The organism is Citrobacter freundii complex sp. 2025EL-00176 (assembly GCF_053309355.1).
On the sequence record NZ_JBRYHT010000005.1, the window covers coordinates 155,999 to 181,980 of the forward strand.

25 protein-coding genes are annotated in these 25,982 nt (G+C 49.4%); 12 read left to right on the top strand and 13 right to left on the bottom strand.

What is annotated here, in order from left to right:
- Nucleotides 1-8: 8 nt before the first annotated feature.
- Complete coding sequence (gene waaA, locus ACVXHP_RS12760) at nucleotides 9-1,286, bottom strand: lipid IV(A) 3-deoxy-D-manno-octulosonic acid transferase (RefSeq protein ID WP_316129943.1); 1,278 nt, start codon at nucleotides 1,284-1,286, stop codon at nucleotides 9-11.
- Between the two features lie 395 nt (nucleotides 1,287-1,681).
- Between waaA and ACVXHP_RS12765 the strand changes: the two genes are divergently transcribed.
- Genes ACVXHP_RS12765 through ACVXHP_RS12780 form a run of 4 tightly spaced genes read left to right on the top strand, consistent with a single transcriptional unit; the run spans nucleotide 1,682 to nucleotide 5,703 of the window.
- Nucleotides 1,682-2,806, top strand: a complete 1,125-nt coding sequence (locus ACVXHP_RS12765) for a glycosyltransferase family 4 protein (protein ID WP_447571575.1) — start codon at nucleotides 1,682-1,684, stop codon at nucleotides 2,804-2,806.
- Nucleotides 2,799-3,596, top strand: coding sequence for a lipopolysaccharide core heptose(I) kinase RfaP (rfaP, locus tag ACVXHP_RS12770; RefSeq protein WP_038635354.1), 798 nt, complete (start codon nucleotides 2,799-2,801; stop codon nucleotides 3,594-3,596). Before ACVXHP_RS12765 ends, rfaP begins: the two co-directional genes overlap by 8 nt.
- A gap of 30 nt (nucleotides 3,597-3,626) precedes the next feature.
- Complete coding sequence (locus ACVXHP_RS12775; protein ID WP_447571576.1) at nucleotides 3,627-4,646, top strand: glycosyltransferase family 8 protein; 1,020 nt, start codon at nucleotides 3,627-3,629, stop codon at nucleotides 4,644-4,646.
- 46 nt (nucleotides 4,647-4,692) lie between these two features.
- The gene (locus ACVXHP_RS12780; RefSeq protein WP_304702605.1) at nucleotides 4,693-5,703 is read left to right on the top strand and encodes a glycosyltransferase family 8 protein; all 1,011 of its coding nucleotides are present in this window, start codon (nucleotides 4,693-4,695) and stop codon (nucleotides 5,701-5,703) included.
- 27 nt (nucleotides 5,704-5,730) lie between these two features.
- Here the strand turns inward: ACVXHP_RS12780 and ACVXHP_RS12785 are convergent, their stop codons facing one another.
- The 7 genes from ACVXHP_RS12785 to rfaD form a co-directional block, all read right to left on the bottom strand.
- Nucleotides 5,731-6,675: a glycosyltransferase family 8 protein gene (locus ACVXHP_RS12785; RefSeq protein ID WP_447571577.1), complete on the bottom strand. Its 945-nt coding sequence runs from the start codon at nucleotides 6,673-6,675 to the stop codon at nucleotides 5,731-5,733.
- On the bottom strand, nucleotides 6,676-7,731 hold the full coding sequence (gene rfaQ / locus ACVXHP_RS12790) for a lipopolysaccharide core heptosyltransferase RfaQ (protein WP_447571578.1): 1,056 nt from the start codon (nucleotides 7,729-7,731) through the stop codon (nucleotides 6,676-6,678).
- A gap of 1 nt (nucleotide 7,732) precedes the next feature.
- The gene (locus ACVXHP_RS12795) at nucleotides 7,733-8,746 is read right to left on the bottom strand and encodes a glycosyltransferase family 2 protein (RefSeq protein WP_447571579.1); all 1,014 of its coding nucleotides are present in this window, start codon (nucleotides 8,744-8,746) and stop codon (nucleotides 7,733-7,735) included.
- The gene (locus tag ACVXHP_RS12800; protein ID WP_447571580.1) at nucleotides 8,743-10,023 is read right to left on the bottom strand and encodes an O-antigen ligase family protein; all 1,281 of its coding nucleotides are present in this window, start codon (nucleotides 10,021-10,023) and stop codon (nucleotides 8,743-8,745) included. The genes ACVXHP_RS12795 and ACVXHP_RS12800 overlap by 4 nt, the downstream gene beginning before the upstream one ends.
- Nucleotides 10,024-10,039: 16 nt before the next feature.
- Entirely contained in the window at nucleotides 10,040-11,008 is a 969-nt protein-coding gene (gene rfaC, locus ACVXHP_RS12805) for a lipopolysaccharide heptosyltransferase RfaC (protein ID WP_316129934.1), read from the bottom strand.
- Between the two features lie 3 nt (nucleotides 11,009-11,011).
- A complete protein-coding gene (rfaF, locus tag ACVXHP_RS12810; protein ID WP_316129933.1) occupies nucleotides 11,012-12,058 on the bottom strand; it encodes an ADP-heptose--LPS heptosyltransferase RfaF in 1,047 nt (348 codons plus the stop codon).
- 79 nt (nucleotides 12,059-12,137) lie between these two features.
- The gene (gene rfaD / locus ACVXHP_RS12815) at nucleotides 12,138-13,118 is read right to left on the bottom strand and encodes an ADP-glyceromanno-heptose 6-epimerase (protein WP_048227317.1); all 981 of its coding nucleotides are present in this window, start codon (nucleotides 13,116-13,118) and stop codon (nucleotides 12,138-12,140) included.
- A 215-nt stretch (nucleotides 13,119-13,333) separates the two neighbouring features.
- Between rfaD and kbl the strand changes: the two genes are divergently transcribed.
- From kbl to ACVXHP_RS12830, 3 genes are all read left to right on the top strand, one after another.
- Complete coding sequence (gene kbl, locus ACVXHP_RS12820) at nucleotides 13,334-14,530, top strand: glycine C-acetyltransferase (protein WP_200008845.1); 1,197 nt, start codon at nucleotides 13,334-13,336, stop codon at nucleotides 14,528-14,530.
- Between the two features lie 9 nt (nucleotides 14,531-14,539).
- Complete coding sequence (gene tdh, locus ACVXHP_RS12825; protein ID WP_137349133.1) at nucleotides 14,540-15,565, top strand: L-threonine 3-dehydrogenase; 1,026 nt, start codon at nucleotides 14,540-14,542, stop codon at nucleotides 15,563-15,565.
- Nucleotides 15,566-15,757: 192 nt separating this feature from the next.
- On the top strand, nucleotides 15,758-16,795 hold the full coding sequence (locus tag ACVXHP_RS12830; protein ID WP_447571581.1) for a glycosyltransferase: 1,038 nt from the start codon (nucleotides 15,758-15,760) through the stop codon (nucleotides 16,793-16,795).
- Here the strand turns inward: ACVXHP_RS12830 and ACVXHP_RS12835 are convergent, their stop codons facing one another.
- The 3 genes from ACVXHP_RS12835 to gpmM are packed head-to-tail and all read right to left on the bottom strand — an operon-like array spanning nucleotide 16,796 to nucleotide 20,560.
- Nucleotides 16,796-17,719, bottom strand: a complete 924-nt coding sequence (locus ACVXHP_RS12835; RefSeq protein WP_137361678.1) for a divergent polysaccharide deacetylase family protein — start codon at nucleotides 17,717-17,719, stop codon at nucleotides 16,796-16,798.
- 3 nt (nucleotides 17,720-17,722) lie between these two features.
- Nucleotides 17,723-18,982 (bottom strand): murein hydrolase activator EnvC, encoded by a 1,260-nt coding sequence (gene envC / locus ACVXHP_RS12840; RefSeq protein ID WP_233639320.1) that lies wholly within the window; start codon nucleotides 18,980-18,982, stop codon nucleotides 17,723-17,725.
- Nucleotides 18,983-19,015: 33 nt separating this feature from the next.
- The gene (gene gpmM / locus ACVXHP_RS12845) at nucleotides 19,016-20,560 is read right to left on the bottom strand and encodes a 2,3-bisphosphoglycerate-independent phosphoglycerate mutase (protein ID WP_304702615.1); all 1,545 of its coding nucleotides are present in this window, start codon (nucleotides 20,558-20,560) and stop codon (nucleotides 19,016-19,018) included.
- 249 nt (nucleotides 20,561-20,809) lie between these two features.
- Here gpmM and ACVXHP_RS12850 point away from each other — a divergent pair, with 249 nt between their 5' ends.
- From ACVXHP_RS12850 to cysE, 5 genes are all read left to right on the top strand, one after another.
- Entirely contained in the window at nucleotides 20,810-21,241 is a 432-nt protein-coding gene (locus tag ACVXHP_RS12850) for a rhodanese-like domain-containing protein (protein ID WP_003024148.1), read from the top strand.
- A 52-nt stretch (nucleotides 21,242-21,293) separates the two neighbouring features.
- Complete coding sequence (gene grxC / locus ACVXHP_RS12855) at nucleotides 21,294-21,545, top strand: glutaredoxin 3 (RefSeq protein ID WP_003024152.1); 252 nt, start codon at nucleotides 21,294-21,296, stop codon at nucleotides 21,543-21,545.
- Nucleotides 21,546-21,591: 46 nt separating this feature from the next.
- Complete coding sequence (gene secB / locus ACVXHP_RS12860) at nucleotides 21,592-22,059, top strand: protein-export chaperone SecB (RefSeq protein WP_003024155.1); 468 nt, start codon at nucleotides 21,592-21,594, stop codon at nucleotides 22,057-22,059.
- Entirely contained in the window at nucleotides 22,059-23,078 is a 1,020-nt protein-coding gene (gene gpsA, locus ACVXHP_RS12865; RefSeq protein WP_200008842.1) for an NAD(P)H-dependent glycerol-3-phosphate dehydrogenase, read from the top strand. The genes secB and gpsA overlap by 1 nt, the downstream gene beginning before the upstream one ends.
- A 77-nt stretch (nucleotides 23,079-23,155) precedes the next feature.
- Nucleotides 23,156-23,977 carry a serine O-acetyltransferase gene (gene cysE, locus ACVXHP_RS12870; RefSeq protein ID WP_016154965.1) on the top strand — a complete coding sequence of 274 codons (822 nt, stop codon included), beginning with the start codon at nucleotides 23,156-23,158 and terminating at the stop codon, nucleotides 23,975-23,977.
- Between the two features lie 93 nt (nucleotides 23,978-24,070).
- On the opposite strand, the gene trmL is transcribed toward cysE, so the two are convergent.
- Together trmL and ACVXHP_RS12880 are read right to left on the bottom strand one after the other, a co-directional pair.
- Nucleotides 24,071-24,544, bottom strand: coding sequence for a tRNA (uridine(34)/cytosine(34)/5-carboxymethylaminomethyluridine(34)-2'-O)-methyltransferase TrmL (gene trmL / locus ACVXHP_RS12875; protein ID WP_003827329.1), 474 nt, complete (start codon nucleotides 24,542-24,544; stop codon nucleotides 24,071-24,073).
- Nucleotides 24,545-24,590: 46 nt separating this feature from the next.
- Complete coding sequence (locus ACVXHP_RS12880; RefSeq protein ID WP_447571582.1) at nucleotides 24,591-25,931, bottom strand: MFS transporter; 1,341 nt, start codon at nucleotides 25,929-25,931, stop codon at nucleotides 24,591-24,593.
- Nucleotides 25,932-25,982: the final 51 nt, after the last annotated feature.

Below are 25,982 nucleotides of genomic sequence, written 5' to 3' on the forward strand. Positions count from 1 at the left end.
GATTTGCCTCAATGCGTTTTGGGTGGCAGATAAGGTTCCAGCAGTTGCAGCAGGCGCTGTAGCGCGCCCTGATTTTGATACAGGACTTCAACTGCATGACGGCCATAAAAATTACGATAATCGGCATCGGTCAGTAAAGAAGAGACCTCTTTCACCAGCGTGGTTGCGTCGGTGACGGTGATCAATCCGCTTGCCTGTTCGAGACGGGCGCAAATATCTTTAAAATTAAAGGTATGTGGCCCCATCAGCACCGGAATGGCGTGTGCCGCGGCTTCCAGTGGGTTGTGTCCCCCACGTTCAACCAGTGAACCACCGACAAAAGCAAGGTCGGCAATGCCGTACAGCAACATCAGCTCGCCCATGGTGTCGCCGATAACGACCTGAGTATCTGAGGATGGAACTTCGCCAGAAGAACGTGTGGTATAGCTTAGCCCAGCCTGACGTACGAGGTTAATGGCATCCGGGAAGCGCTCCGGATGCCTGGGAACCAGGATCAGTAAAAGATTAGGAAACTGATTTAATAACGCCTGATGGGCTGCAATGATAATGCTTTCTTCACCATCGTGCGTGCTGGTTGCAATCCACACCGGGCGATGTGGCGCCCATTGACGACGCAAGGTAATCGCTTTTGCGGCCAGCTGGGGCGTGACGGAAATATCAAACTTCAGACTGCCGGTGACGGTGACCTGGTTGCTCCTGGCGCCAAGCGTAATAAAACGAGCGCCATCTTCTTCGTTCTGTGCGGCAATCAACGTAATTCGACGCAGTAGCTTACCAACAAATTTGCCTAATTTAGCGTAGCCAGCGGCTGAACGAGCAGAAAGCCGTGCGTTGGCGATGACCAGAGGAATACCGCGCTTATGGAGTGCCGCGATCAGATTTGGCCACAGCTCGGTTTCCATGATTAACACCAGTTTGGGGTCAACTTTATTCAGGAAACGGTTCAGTGCATCCGGTAAATCGTATGGCAAATAAACGTGCTGAACGTCAGTACCAAAAGCGGATTGGACGCGCTCAGAGCCGGTTGGCGTCATGGTGGTGACCGTGATCGGCAAGTCGGGATAACGATGTCGCAGAGCGCGGACTAATGGAATAGCTGCCAGCGTTTCGCCCACAGAAACTGAGTGAAGCATGATGCCGCCTGGTTTTAGCGGACGGCGGTAAAAACCGTAGCGTTCACCCCAGCGTTTACGGTAGGCCGGAGCCTTACGTCCGCGCACCCAAAGCCGTATCCAGATTAAAGGCTGAATAAGGTAGAAAAGGGCGGTGTAAAGCAATTCGAGCATAATGGTAGCTAACTTATGAATGTGCAGGGGATTCTATGTATTTAACTATGGCTTTACCATCATTTTTATCCAGGTTGTATCAAAACGATGGAATCGTCGGGCACTGTTTTAACCTGCGGCTATTTTAAAAATGCTAATGATCGTACTGACGTGGCTTAACGTCTTGTGCGGCGTGTGTTTTAAGGTGAACGCACTAATTTTATATCTTTTTGTTTTTAAATGTTTATTTCTTTATTTTGTTCAAAAAATATTCGTTTCGGAATGCGTGATAATAAATGATATACTACTGCGCAATTTCAGGTAGCTAGCCGGCAGAAACGTTTCGAAAACATGGGCGGTAATCTTTGGATGTATCAGACCTGCTATGCCTGGCGACGCGATGCGGATATTAATGCATGAATATTGCTTTTTGTTTGTACAAGTATTTCCCCTATGGTGGGTTACAGCGTGATTTTCTGCGAGTAGCACTCACGGTTGCTGCACGCGGTCATCATGTCCAGGTGTTTACCCAGTCATGGCAGGGCGAACGTCCGGAAGGGCTGGAAATTATACTCGTACCCGTCACAGCCAGAACTAATCATGGGAAAAACGAGCAATATTATCAGTGGGTTCAGGATTATTTAAGTCAGCATCCCGTCGATCGTATCGTTGGTTTTAATAAAATGCCTGGGCTGGATGTGTATTACGCCGCCGACGTGTGTTATGCGGAGAAGGTCGCTCGTGAGAAGGGCTTTTTCTATAAGTTGACGCGTCGGTATCGACACTACTCTGCATTTGAAAACGCGACTTTTCAACAAGGTTCCGGCACCACGCTTTTGATGTTAACTGATAAGCAAATTGGTGATTTCAAAAAGCATTATCATACCGAGAGCCAGCGTTTTCGTATTCTGCCGCCAGGTATATACCCAGACAGGAAATACAGCCTGCAACCTGAAAACAGCAGGCAGATTGTCAGGGAAAAGAATGGTATTGGTCTCGATCAGTTCCTGCTTTTGCAGGTCGGATCCGATTTCAAACGCAAAGGTGTGCCAAGAAGCTTACAGGCGTTGGCTTCTTTACCTGAGTCTATACGTCACCGCACTCAGTTGATGGTTGTTGGTCAGGATAAGGCCGATCGTTATCGTGCTCAGGCCCGCCAATTAGGTATTGAAGAGCAAGTGCAATTCTTCTCGGGGCGAGATGATGTCGCTGAATTGATGTCCGCTGCTGATTTATTGCTTCACCCGGCAGTTCAGGAAGCCGCTGGTATTGTCTTGTTAGAAGCCGTAGTGGCCGGGCTGCCAGTATTAACAACTGAGGTATGCGGCTATGCAGGTTATATCAGTGCCGCCCAATGCGGTGTGGTGATCCCTGAACCTTTTGCGCAGGGTAATTTGAATACAGCACTTTTCGATGCGCTGCAAAATAATGAGCAGAGAAGTCGTTGGGCTGGAAATGCGCGACATTTTGCTGATACAGAAGATCTCTACAGCCTGGCAGATAAAGCTGCAGATATCATTTTAGGTTTCGAAAATGATTGAATTAAAAGAGCCATTTGCCACGCAATGGCAAGGAAAAGACCCGTTCACGGAAGTCACTAAGCTGGATGGCGAGGTTTTTCGCGCTCTGGAAACTCGGCGTACCCTGCGTTTTGAGATGATGGGAAAAGGTTACTTTCTTAAATACCATCATGGGACCACGCTTAAAGAAGTGGTGAAGAACCTGATTTCTCTGCGCATGCCTGTGCTTGGCGCGGACCGGGAGTGGCTGGCGATTCACCGTTTGCAAGCACTGAATGTGGATACAATGACGGGTGTTGCTTTTGGACAGAAAGGGCTGAATCCGTTAGAGCGAACCTCATTTATTATCACTGAGGATCTTTCTCCTGCCATCAGCCTTGAAGATTTTTGCGCCAACTGGGGCGTTGAACGGCCCGATTTTGTATTAAAACGGACCATTATTACCCGCGTGGCGGAAATGGTGGGTAAAATGCATCGAGGTGGGGTAAATCATCGGGATTGTTATATCTGCCATTTCCTGCTCCAACAGCCGATGCCAGCAGATGTTGCGGATATCAAACTCTCTGTGATTGATCTACATCGTGCACAAATACGTCAGCAGGTACCACGTCGCTGGCGGGATAAGGATTTGATCGGGCTCTATTTCTCCTCACTGGAGATTGGGCTAACGTCCAGAGATATCTACCGTTTTTTACGTGTCTATTTTTCGATGCCATTACGTGAAATCTTTCGTCAGGAAGTCAGGTTGTTTGAACAGGCTGTCACAAAAGCGCAAAAAATAAGACAAAGAACAATAAGAAAAGCGCTATAAATTACACATGAAGTTTGAGGCTATTTTATTATGAACATCGATTTCCAGAAGTTGATCATTCAAGAACATATCATCGACAGCTCGACGCATGACAAGAGTAAAAAATTAAGCGTTGCATATGGTGTCGATCGTAATTTTTTATTTGGATCCGGCATTTCTATGACCTCAGTATTAGTGAATAATCCTGATATTGATATCCATTTTTATATCGCCACTGACTATATCGATGACGACTATCTGGAAAGCATAAAACGACTGACGCAAATGTACAGTACGACCGTGACTGTCCTTGTTTTCGATAATGCGGCATTTCGTGAACTGCCGAGTACGAAAGCATGGACCTATGCAATGTACTATCGTTATTTTGCATTTGAATATTTAAGCACCGAATTAAGCTCGGTACTGTATCTGGATGCCGATGTCATTTGTAAAGGTTCTCTTCGAGAGTTTACTGAGGTTAATTTTTGTGGGGAATATGCTGCTGTCATCAATGATATTGATGAAGTGCGGATTAAATCTGGATCCAGGCTCGGTATCCCTGAACTGAGTAATGGGTATTTTAATTCTGGTGTTGTATTTGCGAATCTCAAAGTCTGGCATGAGCAGCAGTTGTTAACCAAAGCATTTTCTATATTGGAAAAACGCCAAAAAGAATTACTTTATTTCGACCAGGACGTGCTCAATATTTTGTTTGTCGGGAATGTTATTTTCCTGAGAAGAGACTTTAACTGTATTTATGGTGTAGATCAGGAACTGAAAAACAAGAATGATAAAGTTTATCAGGATTACATTACTGATAATACGGTATTAATTCACTATGTCGGTGTCACAAAACCATGGCATTCATGGGCCAAATATCCGGTGGCTAAGTTTTTTATTGAAGCATATCAGAAATCCGCATGGGCAGAAAAATCCCTGTTAAATGCAAATACAGCCAAGTTGTATAAACGTAAGTCACGACATGAAAGAGTGCAGCGAAAATATATCCGTTCTGTACTCAGTCATGTTATGTATATAAAAAATAAACTACATAATGCACGGTCGCACTAGTTTGTTGTGCAGATAATTTTCAGATAGCATAAAAAAGGTGTAGTACATGAATTTTGATTGTCATCAGTCTATCAAGGATACCATTGAGATCTTTGGTGCTCCAACAGATCATACCCCGCAGCTCAATATTGCATGGGGGGTTGATCAGAATTTTATGTTCGGAGCGGCAGTTTCGATGTCGTCCGTTTTACTACATAATCAAGATATCAGCATTCATTTCCACCTTTTTACTGATTATATTGATTTAGATTATCGGCAACGGCTTGAAAAACTAGCAAAAAAATTTGCGACTAATATAACTGTCTATGTAATGAATGCTGAAGGACTAAAGGTCCTGCCATGCGGAAATGCCTGGTCTCATGCGACTTATTTTAGATTCATTGCATTTGAATATCTTAGCGAAAAAATCGATAGTTTGCTCTATATTGATGCCGATGTGGTATGTAAGGGTTCGTTGATTGATTTAACGAACATCAAATTTGAGAATCATGTAGCTGCGGTTATTCAGGATGTTGATGATAGTCGCTCATATGCAGCTACTCGTCTTAATGTTCCAGAGTTTAATGAGCAGTATTTTAATGCTGGGGTTATTTTTGCTAATTTAAAGGAATGGAAGGCGCAACAATTTTTCTCTAAAGCATTTTCTACTTTGTTAGATAAAACTAAGAAATTTGCGTTTCTTGACCAGGATGTTTTAAATATCATGTTTTTGGGGAAAACTATTTTCTTACCACGAATTTATGATGCAATATACGGTATTAAACAAGAACTTAAGAGCAAAGATCTTTCAAAGTATAAAGAGTATATTACGCCTGAAACCATTCTGATCCATTATATAGGCGTGACCAAACCATGGAATTCATGGGCTAACTATCCTTCAGCTCAGTATTTTGTTGAAGCGTGGAAGTCTTCTCCATGGGCTGATGTCCCTTTGTTACCGGCCAGAACACCAAAGCAATATAAAAAGAAATCACGGCATGAACGGCTGCAAGGAAAATATTTCGCTTCAGTAATTAGCTATATTGGCTATTTACGTGCAAAGTTACAAAGTAAGTAAAAAAACTCCCGAAAGGGAGTTTTTTATTTAGCGCAGTTTTGTTTTGAGATATTTCACATACCATTTGATAGAAGCGCAGTAATTTCCCTTTTTGGCTTCCTGACGCGAGTAAACCCGATAATCAGTAGGTCTCATGCGCGGAGCGTAGGAGCGCATTTCGGTGTTCTGCCATGGTGTGAAATGATGGTAAAAAAGATACAGTTGCTGTGCAAGCCCAGTATGTTCTTTATACCATGGCTTTCGTCCACCGGTGAAATGTATAATGCGCGGCAGGATATCTTTTTGATAGAAGAAGCTATCTTTTTGTTGGTCGTTAAACCAGTTAAACAAAAAATTCCATCGATTATCAATAAATTTGACGTTGCCATCCATTGCGATATTCAGCGCATCTTGATCAAAGTAAGGTAGGGTTTTTCCCTGTTCAAATAGTACAGTATTTGCTTTGTTTTCGATGCCGAATTTAATCCAATTCGCGATATTAATATACAAAAAACCGGCATTGAAGTAATGACCTGTACTAAGACCCAGGCGTTTAGCATTTTTTGTATCATGGATATCGAGCGAGTCGTGGCTAACTGCGCAAATGACATTACTGATGTCAATACTGTAAATATCATTGAGTTTATCAAAACACAGAGTATCGGCATCTAAATAGATAAAGTACTCAACTTTATCTTTAAGTAAGCGCGGAACGGCAAGGCGCATATAGGTTGAACGATTCAGGTGTTTGATTGCAAAATCATTGTTATATTTTTCAATCTCCTCTTTATCAATATTGATAACCTGAATTTTATCGCTGGTTGAGCGCAGTTTATTGATTTCGTCATCTGAGACGTCATAGACAAAAACGAAAAATGACAGGTCTTGTCCTGGGTTGTTCATTATGACAGACATAATGGATACTGCTACATATTCCAGATAATTAGCATCCGTACAGTAAGCAATATTGATAACGTTATTTTTGTTGTCCATTTATGCTTTCTCATTACCTTTATCATTGCCACTATCATGAAGGACCCTATCGATAGCGTCAATCACGGCTTGTTCCGGTATCCATGTTAAATATTTTTTTGACCTGTCGAGTTCATCTCTGGAGGGCATTGGATGGTAATCACCAGCCCAAATCAACACGGCATTATCTGACCATGGTCTCCACTGCTGATAATTGGTAGCACCAAACAGACAGACCTGTGGTGTTCCTAACGCTGCCGCCATATGCATAGGCGCAGAATCGACCCCGATGTATAGAACTGCATGGTCGATTAACGCAGCCAACTGCAGGAAGGTTGTTTTGCCTGCCAGCGTCAGGTCAGGTGATGATTGACACTGTTCAGCAATGCGCTGGACTTGCTGTTGCTCACTAAACGCTGGCCCACAGGTAAGGTAAACATGCAGGCCAAGCTGATGCAGATGGTCAATCACATGGGCGAATTTATCATCATCCCAGCATTTAAATTCTTGTCTGGCAGTCGGTTGAATAACGACATATTTTTGTGAAGATAATGCCGGAAGTTGGGAAACCAAATAGTGATAATCATCCTGGCGATAGTGCAGTGACATCTCTTTTTTCAGATCTGCTTCGCTAAATCCAATGCCCTTTAGAATGGAGAGATTTTGTTCAACTATGTGTGTACCGATCAGTGGTGTAACCCGTGAAAAAAGGTTGTTCCATTGTTTCTTATCACGCTCAAATGCAATCGAGGGGCGACGTAAGGAGGCAACAAGAGCGCCAATCGGCCATTGCTCGGTTAGGTTAACGATCAGGTCATAGTGATTTTTTTTCAGCTGTTTTCGCACTGAAAGATAATTTTTTACTGTATCTAAAAGGCCCTTCTTTTTCTCAATGAGATAAAACTCATTGATACTTTCATTTGCTGCCAAAATTGATTTTGTATCTTTATAAAGAAGAAGATCGATTTTAGCATGAGGATAACGAGCCTGAATGCTGGCAATAACCGGTGTTGTTAACAGAACATCACCATAAAATTTGAGCTTGCAAATAAGAACACGGTCGACTTTATCAAACATGTTAAAATCCCTTTCGAAAAAATAAACTTTTGCAAGCGGATAGTATCTTATATCTAATTTCAGAAATTGAGCGATCGATATGCGGATATTTCATCTTAAGGATTATTTTATTCTTAACGATTTTTGTATCGCAGCACGCAAGCGCATTCTGAATATCATTCAACATACTTTCGTTATAACGATAGTAGCCTTTTTTCTTACGTAAAAGTTTGCGGCCTTCCAGAAAACAATTGATGATCATTAATGTGGCGACGGTACGTTTCTCGTTATTTTGATTCACATAGTTATACATTTTTCGCATAGCAAAGAAGATGCTGTCCGCATCGCTATCAATAATATTCTCGGTAATGCTTTTTTCATTTACCCTATAGTAATATAATTTATTCTCTATCTTTAATATGTTATGACACTTAAAATATTGAAAGGGGCAAAAAATCATGTCTTCATAGCGACGATGTTCTTCGAACCGATCGTTTCCAATAATGTCACGGTGAAAAATTTTTGTCATGAGATGCCATTGCCCGGCACGAAAAGTTGGCAACAGGGGAGCATAGTTATCATCAGCCAAGACAATTTCGTGTTGGGCCAGGGTATTCTTTGCTCCAGGTTTATTCTGATACAGGTTGTTGATATTTCGAGTTAAATTGAATTCCACAATATCATATTTTTCCTCCCGCAGTTTAGGGAGGAGAATAGTGAAATAATCAGCGCAGACAATGTCATCACTGTCGACAAAACCAATATATTTTCCCGTCGCTTGGTTAAGTCCAACGTTTCGGGTTATTGCAACGCCCTGATTTTCATGACTTATGTATTTTACGTTGTTGCAGTTCTGCTCACGATAAAATGCCTTGATACATTCTTCTGTTAAATCTGTTGAGCCATCATTAACAATGATTATCTCCACCTCATCAGTGATGCTCTGATGGATCGATGTCAACGTAGCTGTGATGAGTTCAGCATTGTTATAGGTAGGTATAATTATGCTCAGCAAATAACCTGAAGCGTTAATCATGGCATTGTTCTCTCGTTGAATTGCGAGCTCAGCATCGCTGCTACACATAACGCCAGCATACTGCTCAAGGCTTCACCTTTGGCATACAATAATAAATCACTCAAGCCATAGATAGCGATAGCGCCAGAGATGACGAACAACAGAGGATTGCGTTGCCAGTAAGCTGTTAAAAACATGGCAGTATAGAGCAAGAGTAGCACAATCACACCAGGGATGCCCTTCAGCGAAAAGGTATCAACGATTTCGTTATGCAGATGGACGTCAAGGAACTTAATCGCCCCTTGCAGCGAGTTATCTTCTACAGCAAGTCGCTGAATTTCCGAACTACGCTGTTCAAGTGACTGCCCTCCGAGATGCACTTTCCCTGCCTCAATACCTGCTCGTTGCATCGCAAGTCGCGCGCCAATAGAGGTTCTACTATTATTCTGGCTATAGGAATGCAAATCGGCCATCATGTTCTGGTAACGATTTTCAATAATTGATTTAAGCGGAATTGACGCAATTCCCACAAATAACACGAAGCCCAATAATGCCTTGAACAACATGCTCCGGTTGTGATGGTAGTGCATGAGAAACAGGCCGATGCTCAGGATCGGGTATACCAAAATCGCTGCCCGAGTTTGCGTGGTGATGATAACCGCCAGCGAGATCAAAAAATGTAACAGATACAGTGAAACGGTATGTCGCATACGCAGGTTGATGATGGCTTGAGATGCCAATAAGCTAACCAATGTCAGCGCATAAGCTGTACCAGTTTGGTGTTCAAAACCAAGTGCTACACGGTATTTTAAAGGTTCAGTCGCTCCGGCAAGTTGATATCCCGCGAAAAGGTACAAACCGATTGCTGTAACAATCACCCAGACACTAGTGATGCGGGTTTTATTGGCACACGGCGCTCGCGATGTTAGCGCGGTCATCACCAGTGCGGAAAAAAGCATCACTTTGCCACCGTTTTGGTATGAGCGGTAGGCTCCGGTAAAAGCAGAGCCTGGTTGTTTAAATATTTCTACCCAAATAATCTGCAGCAAACCGAAGAGCAGCAACATAAAAGGCAAAACCAGATTCTTTTTGTTACTGCATACATGCTTTAAGTTTTTACCTATAAGAGGCAGAGACAGAGCCGTGGAAAAAATAAATATCTTCAGCGCTTCATCTGGATTGACCAGTACCATCCCTAAAGTAGCAAGTATCCCGACATAAAATAAGAAGTATATATAATCGAAAGGATTGTTTTTTATACTATATATAAAGCGAGAAAACATGTGTTGGTGAAGCATGGTTCATCTCTTAAAGTTAAAGCAAATTATTATCAACCAGCGATGCGTTGACTAAACTAGCATCCAGATCCTGCAATTTTCCGGAATGGCTCTGTTGTGTATATTGGTTTTTCCCATATCCCCCAATCAGTCCCGGATCCGTTGGGCCATACAGCGTTATATTGGGGCGATCCAATGCGGCGGTTAAATGGCTCAGGCCTGTATCAACCGACACGACAAATTTGGCCCCCGCCAGAACGCGGGCGACCTCTTCCAGACTCATCCGTGGCAGGACATCAACGTAAGTAAATCCTTCCGCCAGTCGCCTGGCACGCGCTTCTTCATGCGCGGCTCCCCAGGGCAGTTTAATGCGTATGCCTGCATTGTTTAACAGGCCAATCAGCTCCCGCCAGTTGGCTTCCGGCCAGTGCTTATCATCACGGGTCGTGGCATGCAGAAACACCGCATATTGCTCTGTATCAGCATTTACTTCTGTCAAAAAATGCTGAGCGATAGCGTAATCACCCTGCGATTGCGGTTTGGTATATCCCAGACTTTTTGCGAACAATTCACGCGTACGTTCGACGGCGTGCTGTTGCCTGGCAATATGATGCTTGCGATTATAAAACAGGCTCGCCAGCGGTTCACGGGCCGTGCTCCAGTCCATCCCATGCTTGATCCCGTGTGCCAGACGGGTAACCAGCGCCGCGCTTTTTACCAGCCCCTGCGCATCAATTATCGCGTCATACTGTTGTAAACGGACCGCATCGCGGAACGCTTTACGCTCGGCTTTAATCGGCGCGGAAAACCACGCTTTACGCCAGCGGCGGATCGCCACCGGTATCACGCGGTCAACGGCCGAATGCCAGGAGGGGATCTGAGCGAACCCTTCTTCCACCACCCAGTCAAAGTGAATATCCGGTATGGCCTGCTGCGCATCGGTTAATGCGGGCAACGTATGCAGCACATCGCCCATAGACGATGTTTTAACGATCAGAACCCGCATCCGTCAGGCTTCCTCTTGTAACAACAGGTCATTGAGTTCTTCCAGTACGCGCTGAGGAGTGATGTCGATCAGGCTCTGGTGATAACCTTCTGCCGCATCGCCCTTACGCACCTTGTGGTAGCCCGTAATCAGGCGGACGACTCGCGCTTTGTGCGACAACGGCGGGGTAAAGTCCGGACTACTTGGACCATACAATGCTACCAGAGGTCGATTCAACGCGGCGGCAACGTGCATTAACCCAGAATCGTTGGTGACAACCGCTTTGCAGGCGGCGAGAAGAATAACCGCCTGCTCCAGCTGTGTTTCACCCGCCAGATTACGGCACCAGGCCTGCTGTTCAATGCTCAGCGTAGCGAGGATCTCATTGCCGGCTTCGTGGTCTTTTGCAGAGCCAAACAACACAATCTGATGGCCTTCATCGATTAATTGTTTCGCCAGTTCCGCATAGTGATAATGCGGCCAGCGTTTCGCCGGACCAAATTCCGCACCTGGGCAAAAACCGATGATGGGACGTTCGACAGAGAGGGAAAACTGACTACAGGTCAGTGATTTTTCACCTTCGCTGACCTGCAACTGCGGCCATAGCAGAGGCTGCGGCAAATCTTTGGCCGTCAGCATCACACCTTTATCATAGGCCAGAGCCACATAGCGCTCGACCATCAACGGCCATGCTTCTTTATCCAGCACGCGCGCATCGTTTAGCAGGCCGTAGCGCATCTCGCCACGCCAGCCGGTACGATGGGGAATGCCAGCAAAAAACGGCACCAGAGCGGATTTAAACGAGTTAGGCAGCACATAGGCCCGATCATAGCGTTTCTCACGCAGGCTGTGACCGAGCTTACGGCGTTCGCCGATCTCCAGCGCGCCGTGTCCCAGCGGCATGGCGATGGCTTCGTTGACTTCAGGCATACGCGACAGCAGCGGACGGCACCACGCAGGTGCCATCACGTCGATTATCGCCTGGGGATAGCGCGCCTTGAGCGTGCGATAGAGACTTTGCGACATCATCATGTCGCCCACCCAGGACGGGCCTACCACCAAAATCTTCATTCACTTCATCCTTCAAGCTGTCTCTGCGTTGGCTGCCTGCGTTCACTCCGGTCACTTACTCTTGTAAGCTCCCGGAGATTCACTTAGTTGCCGCCTTGATACCGCTCGAATGATTTTGTGAATTTGTAGCGTTGTCGCGGTTCAGCCAGGCCATATATTCCGTTACGCCTTCGGCAACGGTCTTGAACGGTTTGTCATATCCCGCAGCGCGCAGATTGGTCAAATCTGCCTGGGTAAACGCCTGATAACGACCTTTCAGTTTTTCCGGGAATGGAATGTACTCAATGCTGCCTTTTTTGTGGTACGCCAGCGTTGCATCGGCTACGGCCTGGAAAGATTCCGCACGACCGGTACCGAGGTTAAAGATGCCGGAAACCCCGTTTTCGAGGAACCACAGATTTACCGCCGCCACATCGCCAACATAAACGAAATCACGTTTGAAGTTTTCACTGCCTTCGAACAGTTTTGGTGTTTCGCCATTGTTTAGCTGGGTGTTGAGGTGGAAAGCGACGCTTGCCATGCTGCCTTTGTGGCCTTCACGCGGTCCGTAGACGTTGAAATAGCGGAAGCCAACAATCTGAGAGTTGGCTTCGGGCAGGATCTGGCGCACGTATTCGTCGAACAGGAATTTTGAGTAGCCATAGACGTTCAGTGGTTTCTCATATTCACGGGATTCGATGAAATCAGACGTACGACCACCGTAAGTCGCGGCGGAAGAGGCGTACAGGAACGGAATTTCGCGCTCCAGGCAGTAGTGCAGCAGCTCTTTGGAGTATTGATAATTGTTATCCATCATATACTTGCCATCCCACTCGGTGGTGGAAGAGCATGCGCCTTCGTGGAAAATCGCTTCGATATCGCCGAAATCTTCGCCAGCCATAATCTGGATCAGGAAGTCTTCCTTGTCCATGTAGTCAGCAATATTCAGATCCACCAGGTTAACAAATTTAGTGCCGTCTTTCAGGTTGTCCACCACCAGAATATCGGTGATGCCTTTATCATTCAGGGACTTAACGATGTTGCTGCCGATAAAGCCCGCGCCGCCGGTAACGATGATCATAAATGTAACCTTCGAATTATGGAGTCAGAGACAATCTCAGACACGAATACTTTCTATCATATCACTACATGCTCCAGGCTTCAGCCATTCACCGATAAGCTGTGCGGGTACGCGTGATTTATGCTTCATTTTGAAGAAGTCATGATGCGTCATCTCGTATCAATGTATAGCTTTGGGTAATATGTGCTGAAATTTGCCCAGTCTGGAGAATTGAAATGCGTGGGGATTTTTACAAACAGTTAACCAACGATCTCGAAACCGCACGTGCGGAAGGATTGTTTAAAGAAGAGCGCATTATTACATCTGCCCAGCAGGCGGATATCACCGTGGCAGACGGAAGCCACGTTATTAACTTTTGTGCGAACAACTATCTGGGGCTGGCTAACCACCCGGAACTGATTGCCGCGGCAAAAGCGGGTATGGATTCTCACGGGTTTGGCATGGCTTCGGTACGCTTTATTTGCGGTACCCAGGACAGCCATAAGCAACTGGAGCAAAAACTGGCTGCTTTCCTCGGTATGGAAGATGCCATCCTGTACTCTTCCTGCTTTGACGCCAACGGCGGCCTGTTTGAAACGCTGTTGGGCGCAGAAGACGCGATCATCTCCGATGCCCTGAACCACGCTTCAATCATTGACGGCGTTCGTCTGTGTAAAGCAAAGCGTTTCCGTTACGCCAACAACGACATGGTCGAGCTGGAAGCGCGTCTGAAAGAGGCGCGTGAAGCGGGGGCTCGTCATATCCTGATCGCCACCGATGGCGTGTTCTCTATGGATGGCGTGATCGCGAACCTGAAAGGCGTCTGCGATCTGGCGGACAAGTACGATGCGCTGGTCATGGTTGATGATTCCCATGCGGTCGGCTTTGTCGGCGAAAATGGTCGTGGCTCCCATGAATACTGTGACGTGATGGGCCGTGTGGACATCATCACTGGTACGCTGGGTAAAGCACTCGGCGGCGCATCCGGTGGTTACACCGCAGCGCGCAAAGAAGTTGTTGAGTGGCTGCGTCAGCGTTCCCGTCCTTATTTGTTCTCCAACTCACTGGCGCCGGCGATTGTTGCGGCCTCCATTAAAGTGCTGGAAATGGTTGAGGAAGGTAGCGAACTGCGCGATCGCCTGTGGGCGAATGCACGTCAGTTCCGCGAGCAAATGTCTGCCGCAGGCTTTACGTTAGCCGGTGCTGATCACGCGATCATCCCGGTCATGCTGGGTGATGCTGTGGTGGCGCAGGAATTTGCCCGTGAGCTGCAAAAAGAGGGGATTTACGTTACTGGGTTCTTCTATCCAGTGGTTCCAAAAGGCCAGGCGCGTATCCGTACCCAGATGTCTGCAGCGCATACCTCTGAGCAGATCACGCGTGCTGTTGAGGCGTTCACACGCATTGGTAAACAACTGGGCGTTATTGCCTGAGGATGTGAAATGAAAGCGTTATCCAAACTGAAAGCGGAAGAGGGCATTTGGATGACCGACGTTCCTGAACCGGAAGTCGGCCATAACGATTTGCTGATTAAAATCCGTAAAACAGCCATCTGCGGGACTGACGTTCACATTTATAACTGGGATGATTGGTCGCAAAAAACCATCCCGGTTCCGATGGTCGTGGGACATGAATATGTCGGCGAGGTTGTTGGCATCGGTCAGGAAGTTAAAGGCTTTAAAATCGGCGATCGCGTTTCTGGCGAAGGCCATATCACCTGTGGCCATTGTCGTAACTGCCGCGGTGGGCGTACTCACCTGTGCCGTAATACGACCGGTGTCGGTGTAAACCGTCCTGGTTGTTTTGCACAATACCTGGTGATCCCGGCATTTAACGCGTTTAAAATTCCGGACAATATCTCCGATGATCTGGCGTCTATCTTCGATCCATTTGGTAATGCGGTGCACACGGCGCTGTCGTTCGATCTGGTGGGCGAAGATGTGCTGGTCTCCGGCGCGGGTCCAATCGGAATTATGGCGGCGGCGGTCGCGAAGCACGTTGGCGCACGCCACGTGGTGATCACCGACGTGAATGAGTATCGCCTTGAGCTGGCACGCAAAATGGGCATCACCCGTGCGGTCAACGTATCGAAAGAGAATCTGACCGACGTGATGGCTGAGCTGGGTATGACCGAAGGGTTTGATGTAGGTCTGGAGATGTCCGGCGCGCCGCCAGCGTTTCGCACTATGCTGGACACCATGAACCACGGTGGCCGTATTGCTATGCTGGGGATCCCACCGTCGGATATGTCTATCGACTGGACGAAAGTTATCTTTAAGGGGCTGTTTATTAAAGGTATCTACGGTCGTGAGATGTTTGAAACTTGGTACAAAATGGCTGCACTGATTCAGTCTGGTCTGGATTTGTCGCCAATCATCACCCATCGATTCTCCATCGATGAATTCCAGCAAGGCTTTGACGCGATGCGTTCAGGCCAGTCAGGGAAAGTGATCCTGAGCTGGGATTAACCGTATCCACGTAGTGGATTCTGTATGTAATCCCCGGATGTTGACTATCGTTAACTCTCCGGGGATTTTTTTGTTTGCTGTGCTCACTCATCCGGCGCATTTTCCGCTAAAGGTTTGAGAAATTTTCTCTGAAGATTTACCGCTAAATATGTTAGAAATTGCCGTTAATTATACTGTTTGGCAGGATTTGATATGACCTATACTCCCGGCCTATTGAGCGTCATCATGCCGCTCTACAATACGGGTGAACCATTCATTGCGTGTATGGATTCGCTGATTGCGCAAACGTGGAAAAATCTGGAGATCATCATTGTTAATGATGGCTCTACGGATAACTCTGCGCAGCTCGCACAGGCGTATGCGGATCGTTATCCGCATGTTCATCTACTGCATCAGCGGAACGGGGGAGTCTCAGCGGCGCGTAATACCGGGATGGAAGTCGCCAGGGGCGAGTACATCGCTTATGTTGACGGTGATGATATTGCTTATCCGGAAATGTATGAAACGTTGATGAATATGGCGCTGCAGGACAATCTGGATGTGGCGCAGTGCAATGCCGATTGGTGTATTGCGGAGACGGGGCATACATGGGCATCTATTCCTACCGATCGTATACGTTCTACTGAGGTGATGACCGGACCGGATTGGTTAAGAAAAGCGTTAGCCAGTCGCCGCTGGCGGCACGTCGTCTGGATGGGCGTATACCGCCATCAGACGATCCGTGACGCGGGGCTGACCTTCCTGTCTGGCCTGCACCACCAGGATATCATCTGGACCACGGAGTTTATGTTTAATGCGAAACGCGCGCGCTACACGGAAGTTCCATTGTACAAATATTTCCTGCACGGCGCGTCTGTGAGTCGTCTGCCGCGCACCGGGCTGAAGAACCTCGCCTATCAGCGCCATTACATTAAAATTACCCGCCTGCTCGACAAGATGAATCACGAGTACGCCGGGCGCATTCCCATTTACCCGGAATTCAAACAGCAGGTGATTTACGAAGCGCTACGCGTTTGTCATTGCATACGTAAAGAGCCGGACGAAAAAATCCGCCAGCGTATGATTGCTGAAGTATTCGTGTCGGGTATGTTCAAACGGATGGTGAGTAATATCTGCAGCGTTAAGCTGGGTTATCAGGTGCTGCTGTGGGCCATCCGCTTTAGCCAGTGGCGCGATAAATCACTGACGTCGCGCCGCCTGGCCCATTTAACGCTGGATCTTAACGACTGATTATTGCCAGCCCTGCCACTGCAGGCGCATATACTGCACCAGCGTGCTTTGGGTGATGCTTTCACCGAGTACGGTGAAGAATCGACTGGCGTAAATGGGTTCTAACGGCTGTTTCGGTTTGCACAATTTTACACCACGGAAAGGATTACGCGGTGCGCTGTTATTCGGCGGCGTGAGGTTGGGTCTGGAGGTATCGACCTGCGGTTCATTGAGCAGACTGCTCGGACGAACCAGCGTAATATCGGCTGGCAGATTATAAAGCATCTGCTGTAATACTCGCACCGTGGACGGGTGAGGGTGCCCAATGGCGATTGCTGAGCCGTTGCGGCGCGCAAGATCGACGGCGCGAGTAAACTGACGACGAATGTCAGCCTCATTTTGCGTGTCATCCAGGAAGACTTTGCGTTTGATGACCTTCACACCGGTTCCTGACGCTGCGCGCATGGCCTGGCTGTTGCCGATGGTCATGCTGTCCAGAAAGTAGAGATCGTAACGTTCCAGCGCCTGCATCACCTTCTGCATGCCAAACAGGCTGGAAGTCATCGCGCTGCCCATATGGTTGTTTAGCCCCACGGCATTCGGCACTTTGCTTACCGCGTCGCGAATAATGCGCTCAATCTCTTCACTGCTCATTTCCGGGCGTAACGTGTCTTTCTCTAACGGTTGTTTGCTCAGCGGCGCCATCGGCAGATGGATTAAGACCTCATGCCCGCTGTTATGCGCTTTAATCGCCATTTCACGCGCGTGTGGGGCATTAGGCAGAACGGCAACCGAGATGGTGGAAGGCATCGCCAGCACCTGGTTTTCAGTTTGTGGGCGATAGCCGAAATCATCAATGACGATGGCGAGTTTGCCAGCAAAAACAGGTGTTACGAAGGCCAGCACGCTGGCAAGAGAGAGTAATAGACGACGAAATTGAGGCAAAACTTATCTTCCCAACCACGGCTGTGGATTGACCGCCTGACCCTGGCGACGAATTTCGAAATAGAGTGCCGGCCTGCCCTGACCGCCGCTGCTACCCACAAGTGCAATAGGCTGCCCGGCGCGAACCTGCGTACCGACGCTGACCAGCGCGCTCTGGTTATAACCGTACAGGCTCATATCGCCTTTACCGTGCTCAACCACGACGACCAGGCCATAGCCCTGCAACCAGTCCGCCAGAATGACGCGACCATCGGCAATGGCTTTAACTTCGGTGCCTTCGGATGCGCCAATAACCATACCCTTCCAACGTAGCTCACCCTGCAGCTGTTCGCCATAACGATGCAGCGTTGGGCCACGAACGGGCCAGAATGCCTGGCCGCGCGGCGAACCCAGGCCGCCGGTACGGGACATCAATGATTTTTCGCTTTCGGTCGGCTTGTAGGTCGAGCCTTTTCGTGACGCATCCTTCTGCTTATCACGTACGGCCTGCGCCTCGCGCGCTTCACGTTCCGCGCGCGCTTTGGCCGCGGCTTCGGCGCGAGCAATGCTGTTGCGTAGACGGGATTCGTTAGCGCGCATTTCGCCCAGTTGCTGCTGGCCCTGTTGAATCGATGACTCCAGACCCGAGAGCGTTTTCTGGCGTTCGTTACGCGCCTGCTCCAGCTTAGCCTGCTGAGCGCGTTGTTCGTACAGCAGGGTCTGCTGTTCGCTCTGCTTATCTTCCAGCTCGGCTTTTTGCGAATCAACCTCTTCGCGGGTTTGTTTCAACTGCGCGATAGTTTCTTGCCGCGCCTGGTTCAGGTAGCCGAAATAGGCCTGCAGGCGCTGTCCGCGCTGGCTTTCTTCGCCGCTAAGGATGAGCTGAATACCGGTGTGTTCACCCTGGCGAAACGCGGCGTCTAACTGGGCTGCCAGGCTGCGCTCTTGCGCTGCCCTCTGCTTTTCCAGCTTCGCGAGCGCGGCGTTCATCTCAGCGATTTGTGCGTTCAGCTGTGCCAGTGAGTTTTGCGTTTCGCGCAGTTGCCTTGCGGCGACGGCGATAGCCTGCTCCTGAGCTTTAAGCTGAGCGAGGAGAGTGGAACGTTGTTGTTGCTGTTGGCGTACCGCGCGTTCTTTTGCCGCGATATCGGCCTGAATAGATTTGAGCTGATCGCGTTCGTCCGCGTGGGCGGAAAAGGCGCACAGCAATACGCCAGCGCTAAGCGCGCTGGCGTAGAACAAGGGCCTGACTGAAAACTTTGGCAGTTTCACGGCCCGAGTGATGGTATTAATCGCCTTTCCCCTCATGGGGAGGGATTATTCCACGATGAACAGCGGCTTACCAGTCATCTCTTGCGGGATTTCCATACCCATCAGCGTCAGCATCGTCGGGGCGATATCCGAAAGTTTACCGCCTTCGACCGCTTTAACGTTTTTACCACCGACATAAATCAGCGGAACCGGCAGGTTGGTATGCGCGGTATGCGCCTGACCAGTAGACGGATCGCGCATTTGCTCTGCGTTACCGTGGTCTGCGGTGATCAGCAGCTGTCCGCCAACGGATTCAACGGCTTTCGCGACCTGCTCAACGCAATGGTCCAGCGCTTCAACCGCTTTAACCGCTGCTTCCATCACCCCGGTGTGGCCAACCATGTCGCCGTTCGGGTAGTTACAAATGATGGTGTCGTATTTACCGCTCTCAATCGCTGCAACCAGCTTCTCGGTCAGTTCAGCAGAGCTCATTTCCGGCTGCAGATCGTAGGTAGCGACTTTCGGCGAGTTGATCAGAATACGGTCTTCGCCTTTGAACGGCTCTTCAACGCCGCCGTTGAAGAAGAAGGTTACGTGCGCATATTTTTCAGTTTCGGAAATACGCAACTGCGTTTTGTCGTGTTTTGCCATCCACTCGCCAAGGGTATTAGCCAGAGATGCTGGTGGGTAAGCTACAACAGTTTTGATGTCTGCCGCGTATTCGGTCAGCATCACAAAGTTGAGGTTAACGACTTTCTTACGGGCGAAGCCATCGAAGTCAGCGTTAACAAATGCACGAGTGATTTCACGCGCACGGTCAGCACGGAAGTTCATGAAAATCAGCGTATCGCCGTCTTCCATAGCAGCATCTGCCTGGCCTTCGGCACGGATCACGGTCGCTTTGACGAATTCGTCGTTCTCGTCGCGGGCATAAGCAGCCTGCAGGCCTTCAACCGCCGTAGCGAACTGGAACTCGCCCTTCGCCAGCGTCATCAGATCGTAAGCCTGTTCTACGCGATCCCAACGGTTGTCGCGGTCCATAGCGTAGTAACGACCGATGATGGACGCTACGCGACCTTTGCCCAGCGCGGCAAATTTCTCTTCGAATTTCTGCAGTGAATGTTCAGCGCTGCGCGGAGGAGTATCACGACCATCAAGGAAAGCGTGCAGATAGATTTTTTCCGCACCGCGTTCAGCGGCCAGTTCTACCATCGCCATGATGTGATCTTCGTGGCTGTGAACGCCGCCAGCAGAGAGCAGACCCATGATGTGTACCGCTTTTCCGGCATTTTTTGCCTGGTCGACCGCGTTGGTCAGCACCGGGTTAGCGAAGAAAGTACGTTCTTTGATTTCGACATCCAGACGGGTAAGGTCCTGATACACGATACGGCCCGCGCCCAGGTTGACGTGACCCACTTCGGAGTTGCCCATCTGGCGATCGGGCAGGCCGACTTCCAGACCGGACGCATCAATCAGGGTATGCGGACGTTTTGCCCACAGCGCATCCATTACCGGGGTTTTAGCACTAAAAATGGCGTTATCCTGGCTGTCTTCGCGATAGCCGTAGCCATCCAGAATCACCAGTACCATAGGTTTTTTAGAAACCGACATTGCGACAACCTCACACTCAATAGATAAAAAATAATTGCGTAATTTTACTACAGCTGAATCGATAAAGTAGCCCCCGAAGATCAAATAATGGGGGATCGCGTGCCAGGGGGAACACCGATTTACATTTTTTTTTCCGTAGCGCCCCGCAAAAATGCAATCCAATGCACGCTCTGGCTGTATTTGCGCCAACGCGCAGGTATACTCCTTTCCTGGTTTTTTTAATCACTGAGTCGGGAGTTGTTACCCCCCATGCAAGAAATTATGCAATTTGTTAGTCGCCACCCTGTCTTGAGTATCGCCTGGATTGCGTTACTGGCGGCTGTATTATTTACCACGTTTAAGAGCCTGACCTCAAAAGTGAAGGTGATTACTCGCGGCGAAGCTACACGTCTTATCAACAAAGAAGACGCCGTTGTTGTGGATTTACGCCAGCGCGACGACTTCCGCAAAGGCCACATTGCAGGCTCCACTAACCTGCTGCCGAGCGAAATCAAAGCCAACAATTTTGGTGAACTTGAAAAACACAAAAACAAACCTGTGATTGTGGTTGATGGTTCAGGCATGCAGTGCCAGGATTCAGCAACTGCGCTGATTAAAGCCGGTTTTGAGCAGGTATCCGTACTGAAAGACGGCGTAGCGGGCTGGAGTGGTGAGAATCTGCCACTGGTTCGCGGCAAGTAATTTACCCGTCTTCTTTCATGCCGCAGGGTAAAAAGAACACTGGAGATAAGTCATGGCCAATATTGAGATCTACACCAAAGCAACCTGCCCGTTTTGCCATCGCGCAAAAGCGCTGTTGAACAGCAAGGGTGTGAGTTTCCAGGAACTTCCGATTGACGGCGATGCCGTAAAGCGTGAAGAGATGATCAAGCGCAGTGGCCGTACGACGGTTCCACAGATTTTTATTGATGCACAGCACATTGGCGGTTGTGACGACTTGTATGCGTTGGATGCGCGTGGTGGACTGGATCCCCTGCTGCGATAAGGCGTACTGAAAGTATTTAAAGGACAACACTAAGGGTTTTCTAAACATGTCAGAACAAAATAACACTGAAATGGCTTTCCAGATCCAACGTATCTATACCAAGGATGTATCTTTCGAAGCGCCAAATGCACCGCATGTTTTCCAGAAAGATTGGCAGCCAGAGGTTAAACTTGATCTTGATACCGCATCTACCCAACTGGCAGATGACGTGTATGAAGTCGTGCTGCGTGTCACCGTAACGGCGTCTCTTGGTGAAGAAACAGCGTTCCTGTGTGAAGTTCAGCAGGGCGGTATTTTCTCCATCAGTGGTATCGAAGGGACTCAGATGGCGCATTGCCTCGGCGCATACTGCCCGAACATTCTGTTCCCGTATGCCCGCGAATGCATCACTAGCCTGGTTTCACGCGGTACGTTCCCGCAACTGAACCTTGCGCCGGTCAACTTTGATGCGCTGTTCATGAACTATTTACAGCAGCAGGCTGGCGAAGGTACTGAAGAACATCAGGATGCCTGATGAACCAAAGTAATGCTTCAATGACTGTGATTGGTGCCGGCTCGTACGGCACCGCTCTTGCCATTACCTTGGCAAGAAATGGCCATCAGGTTGTCCTGTGGGGCCATGATCCAAAACATATCGCGACCCTTGAGCACGATCGCTGCAACGTCGCGTTCCTCCCTGATGTGCCTTTTCCCGACACGCTGCGCCTGGAAAGTGATTTAGCCACTGCGCTGGCCGCCAGTCGTAATATTCTGGTGGTGGTGCCGAGCCACGTCTTTGGCGAAGTGCTGCGTAACATCAAACCGCTGATGCGTCCTGATGCGCGTCTGGTCTGGGCGACAAAAGGTCTGGAAGCGGAAACGGGACGCCTGCTGCAGGATGTGGCGCGTGAAGCGCTGGGAGATGCGATTCCACTGGCGGTCATCTCCGGCCCGACGTTTGCCAAAGAGCTAGCGGCGGGCATGCCGACGGCGATTTCTCTGGCCTCAACGGATGAGACTTTTGCTGACGATCTCCAGCAGTTGCTGCACTGCGGCAAAAGCTTCCGCGTTTACAGCAACCCGGATTTCATTGGCGTGCAGCTTGGCGGCGCGGTGAAAAACGTTATCGCGATTGGCGCGGGGATGTCCGACGGCATCGGTTTTGGCGCCAATGCGCGAACCGCATTGATCACCCGTGGACTGACCGAAATGTCGCGTCTTGGCGCGGCGCTGGGTGCCGATCCTGCCACCTTTATGGGGATGGCGGGTTTAGGCGATCTGGTGCTGACCTGTACCGATAACCAGTCGCGTAACCGTCGTTTTGGCATGATGCTTGGCCAGGGGATGGACGTGCAAGGCGCGCAGGACAAGATTGGTCAGGTGGTTGAAGGCTACCGCAATACGAAAGAAGTTCGTGAATTGGCGCACCGTTTTGGTGTTGAGATGCCAATAACCGAGGAAATTTATCAAGTATTGTATTGCGGAAAAAACGCGCGCGAGGCAGCATTAACGTTATTAGGCCGTGCACGCAAGGACGAGCTGAGCCGCCACTAGCTGTAAGGATCTGTTGAATATAACGACCCGACCCGCGAAGAACGGGTCGGTCGTTTTGCTACCTTCTGGAGTACGCAATGCCGTGTGAAGAACTGGATATCGTCTGGAAAAACATTAAAGCGGAAGCCCGGGCACTGGCGGAATGTGAGCCTATGCTGGCCAGTTTTTACCACGCAACGCTGCTCAAGCATGAAAACCTCGGCAGCGCGCTGAGCTATATGCTGGCCAATAAGCTCGCGTCCCCAATCATGCCTGCCATTGCGATTCGCGAAGTCGTGGAAGAGGCCTACGCGGCCGATCCCGAAATGATCGCTTCGGCGGCTTGTGATATCCAGGCGGTACGTACGCGCGACCCGGCCGTCGACAAATATTCCACCCCACTTCTGTATCTGAAGGGCTTTCATGCGCTTCAGGCCTACCGCATCGGCCACTGGCTATGGCATCAGGGGCGTCAGGCGCTGGCAATCTTCCTGCAAAATCAGGTATCTGTTTCTTTCCAGGTAGATATTCATCCGGCGGCAAAAATTGGCCGTGGGATTATGCTCGATCACGCCACCGGTATTGTGGTGGGTGAAACCGCTGTTATTGAAAACGATGTCTCTATTTTGCAATCCGTCACGCTTGGCGGGACCGGTAAAGCGGGCGGCGATCGCCATCCAAAAATTCGTGAAGGGGTGATGATTGGCGCGGGCGCGAAAATTCTCGGCAACATTGAAGTCGGGCGCGGCGCGAAGATTGGCGCGGGTTCCGTCGTTTTACAACCCGTACCGCCGCACACCACCGCCGCCGGCGTTCCGGCACGTATCGTCGGCAAGCCTGACAGCGATAAGCCGTCCATGGATATGGATCAGCATTTCAACGGGATACATCATACTTTCGAATACGGCGATGGCATCTGATTTCGAGCCATGCCCGGTGGCGCTGCGTTTACCGGGCCTACGTGGTATTTGTAGGCCGGATAAGGCGTAGCCGCCATCCGGCATTGAATTCTTTTACGACCGTAATACCGCGCCAGGATATCCCAACTGGCGCCAGGCCTCATACACCACCACTGACACCGCATTTGACAGGTTCATGCTACGACTGTCCGGCATCATCGGAATACGAATTTTTTGTTCGGCTGGCAGAGCGTCGAGGATACTGGCTGGCAGACCGCGTGTTTCCGGGCCAAACATAAGATAATCCCCATCCTGATAACTTACCGCGCTGTGTGCTGGCGTACCTTTGGTGGTCAGGGCAAACAGACGCTGCGGGTTTTCTGCGGCGACGAAGGCGGCGTAATCAGGGTGGCGCAGCACGGCGGTAAATTCATGGTAATCCAGTCCCGCACGACGCAGGCGCTTGTCGTCCCAGGTAAAGCCCATCGGCTCAATGATATGCAGACGAAAGCCGGTATTGGCGCAAAGACGGATAATATTGCCGGTATTTGGCGGGATTTCTGGTTCGAATAAAACGATGTTAAGCATACTGCCCCCTTAATAACGGGGGGCAGAATAGCAGAAAGAGCGGGTACTATGCGACGGTCAGCGCGTGCGGTTTATAGCGTTGCAGCTTGTAAATCGTCGCAGCAGCAGCCAGCAGCGCGGGAAGGCTAAGGAACATTAAGATACTATCAGCCTGCCATTGCAGGGAAAGCAGTTGGGCGCTCATCATCGTTCCGGCCACGCCGCCGAATCGACCCACGCCCTGCATCCACGCAATACCCGTCGCGCGGCAGTGGGTAGGATAGAACGTTGCGGCCAGCGTCTGCAGCCCGGACTGCGCACCGTTCATGGTAATCCCCATCAGGAAGATCAGTGCGCCAAACAGGATGATATGGTTATGCTCAAAACCGAGGGCGAGGGCAAACAGCATCGTCAGGATAAAGCCGAGTGATACCACTTTATGTGCTTCCCAGCGATCCATTAACCAACCGGCCAGCAGGATCCCCGCCGTACCGCCGAAGGTAAACAGTGAGGTTAACCAGGCCGATTCCGCCAGCGGATAGCCCATGCCCAACATCAGGGTTGGCATCCAGCTCAGCAGTACGTAATAGATAACCAGTCCCATAAAGTAGGTCATCCACAGCATCAGCGTGCCAGGCAGCCAGGGCATACTGAACAACTGCGCCACGCTTCCTTTTTTGACCGTAACCTTGTCTTCATCCAGATAAAACTGGGTGACCTGTTCCAGACAGCCCGACATAAAGCGTTGGGCAATACGTTTCACCTGTGTAACGCTTTTGCCACGGTGCACCAAATACTTAACCGACTCCGGCAGGAACAGCACCAACAGCACGGTGAGCGTCAGCGGGGCGATTGCGCCAGCGAGCAGCACGCTGTGCCAACCATAGTTGGGGATCAGCCAGGAGGAGATGACGCCACCGCCTGCAGCCCCTAATGGAAAGCCGCAATACATGGTGTTTATTGCCATCGAACGGCAGCGTTTGGGCGCAAATTCTGATACCAGAGTAATAGCATTAGGCATTGCCGCGCCGAGTCCAAGCCCGGTGAGAAAGCGCCAAAATGTGAGCATATTCAGCGTCTGTGCATAGGCGGTGCCCAGACTGGCGAGACCAAAGAACAGGCAGGAAAAGACCAGAACACGCTTACGGCCCATACGATCGGAAATCGGTCCGGCCATTAATGCGCCAAATGAGAGACCCAATAATGCGGCGCTTAAAACAGGCCCGAGATCTTGCTTCTGGATACCCCAGTCGGCAGAGAGCGTGGGAGCAATATAACCCATCGCCGCGGTATCGAAGCCGTCAATGGCTAACACCAGAAAGCCCAGGACAATAATCACCCAATGAAAGCGTGAAAAAGGACTGTCGTCTATCGCCTGCTGGATATTCACTTTGCCGGAATAAGCCATGTCACCCTCGCCCGTTATGATGGTTGTTATCGGTATAAATTACCCTTGTAT

Excerpts from the sequence above, each read along its gene's own strand:
- ACVXHP_RS12850 (WP_003024148.1), top strand. The coding sequence starts at position 20,810 with ATGCAAGAAATTATGCAATTTGTTAGTCGCCACCCTGTCTTGAGTATC.
- tdh (WP_137349133.1), top strand. The coding sequence starts at position 14,540 with ATGAAAGCGTTATCCAAACTGAAAGCGGAAGAGGGCATTTGGATGACC.
- rfaQ (WP_447571578.1), bottom strand. The coding sequence starts at position 7,731 with ATGTTTGATAAAGTCGACCGTGTTCTTATTTGCAAGCTCAAATTTTAT.
- gpsA (WP_200008842.1), top strand. The coding sequence starts at position 22,059 with ATGAACCAAAGTAATGCTTCAATGACTGTGATTGGTGCCGGCTCGTAC.
- trmL (WP_003827329.1), bottom strand. The coding sequence starts at position 24,544 with ATGCTTAACATCGTTTTATTCGAACCAGAAATCCCGCCAAATACCGGC.
- gpmM (WP_304702615.1), bottom strand. The coding sequence starts at position 20,560 with ATGTCGGTTTCTAAAAAACCTATGGTACTGGTGATTCTGGATGGCTAC.
- rfaD (WP_048227317.1), bottom strand. The coding sequence starts at position 13,118 with ATGATCATCGTTACCGGCGGCGCGGGCTTTATCGGCAGCAACATCGTT.
- rfaF (WP_316129933.1), bottom strand. The coding sequence starts at position 12,058 with ATGAAGATTTTGGTGGTAGGCCCGTCCTGGGTGGGCGACATGATGATG.
- ACVXHP_RS12775 (WP_447571576.1), top strand. The coding sequence starts at position 3,627 with ATGAACATCGATTTCCAGAAGTTGATCATTCAAGAACATATCATCGAC.
- ACVXHP_RS12830 (WP_447571581.1), top strand. The coding sequence starts at position 15,758 with ATGACCTATACTCCCGGCCTATTGAGCGTCATCATGCCGCTCTACAAT.
- ACVXHP_RS12795 (WP_447571579.1), bottom strand. The coding sequence starts at position 8,746 with ATGATTAACGCTTCAGGTTATTTGCTGAGCATAATTATACCTACCTAT.
- rfaP (WP_038635354.1), top strand. The coding sequence starts at position 2,799 with ATGATTGAATTAAAAGAGCCATTTGCCACGCAATGGCAAGGAAAAGAC.
- rfaC (WP_316129934.1), bottom strand. The coding sequence starts at position 11,008 with ATGCGGGTTCTGATCGTTAAAACATCGTCTATGGGCGATGTGCTGCAT.
- ACVXHP_RS12800 (WP_447571580.1), bottom strand. The coding sequence starts at position 10,023 with ATGCTTCACCAACACATGTTTTCTCGCTTTATATATAGTATAAAAAAC.
- ACVXHP_RS12880 (WP_447571582.1), bottom strand. The coding sequence starts at position 25,931 with ATGGCTTATTCCGGCAAAGTGAATATCCAGCAGGCGATAGACGACAGT.
- ACVXHP_RS12765 (WP_447571575.1), top strand. The coding sequence starts at position 1,682 with ATGAATATTGCTTTTTGTTTGTACAAGTATTTCCCCTATGGTGGGTTA.
- ACVXHP_RS12785 (WP_447571577.1), bottom strand. The coding sequence starts at position 6,675 with ATGGACAACAAAAATAACGTTATCAATATTGCTTACTGTACGGATGCT.
- kbl (WP_200008845.1), top strand. The coding sequence starts at position 13,334 with ATGCGTGGGGATTTTTACAAACAGTTAACCAACGATCTCGAAACCGCA.
- waaA (WP_316129943.1), bottom strand. The coding sequence starts at position 1,286 with ATGCTCGAATTGCTTTACACCGCCCTTTTCTACCTTATTCAGCCTTTA.
- ACVXHP_RS12780 (WP_304702605.1), top strand. The coding sequence starts at position 4,693 with ATGAATTTTGATTGTCATCAGTCTATCAAGGATACCATTGAGATCTTT.
- cysE (WP_016154965.1), top strand. The coding sequence starts at position 23,156 with ATGCCGTGTGAAGAACTGGATATCGTCTGGAAAAACATTAAAGCGGAA.
- secB (WP_003024155.1), top strand. The coding sequence starts at position 21,592 with ATGTCAGAACAAAATAACACTGAAATGGCTTTCCAGATCCAACGTATC.
- grxC (WP_003024152.1), top strand. The coding sequence starts at position 21,294 with ATGGCCAATATTGAGATCTACACCAAAGCAACCTGCCCGTTTTGCCAT.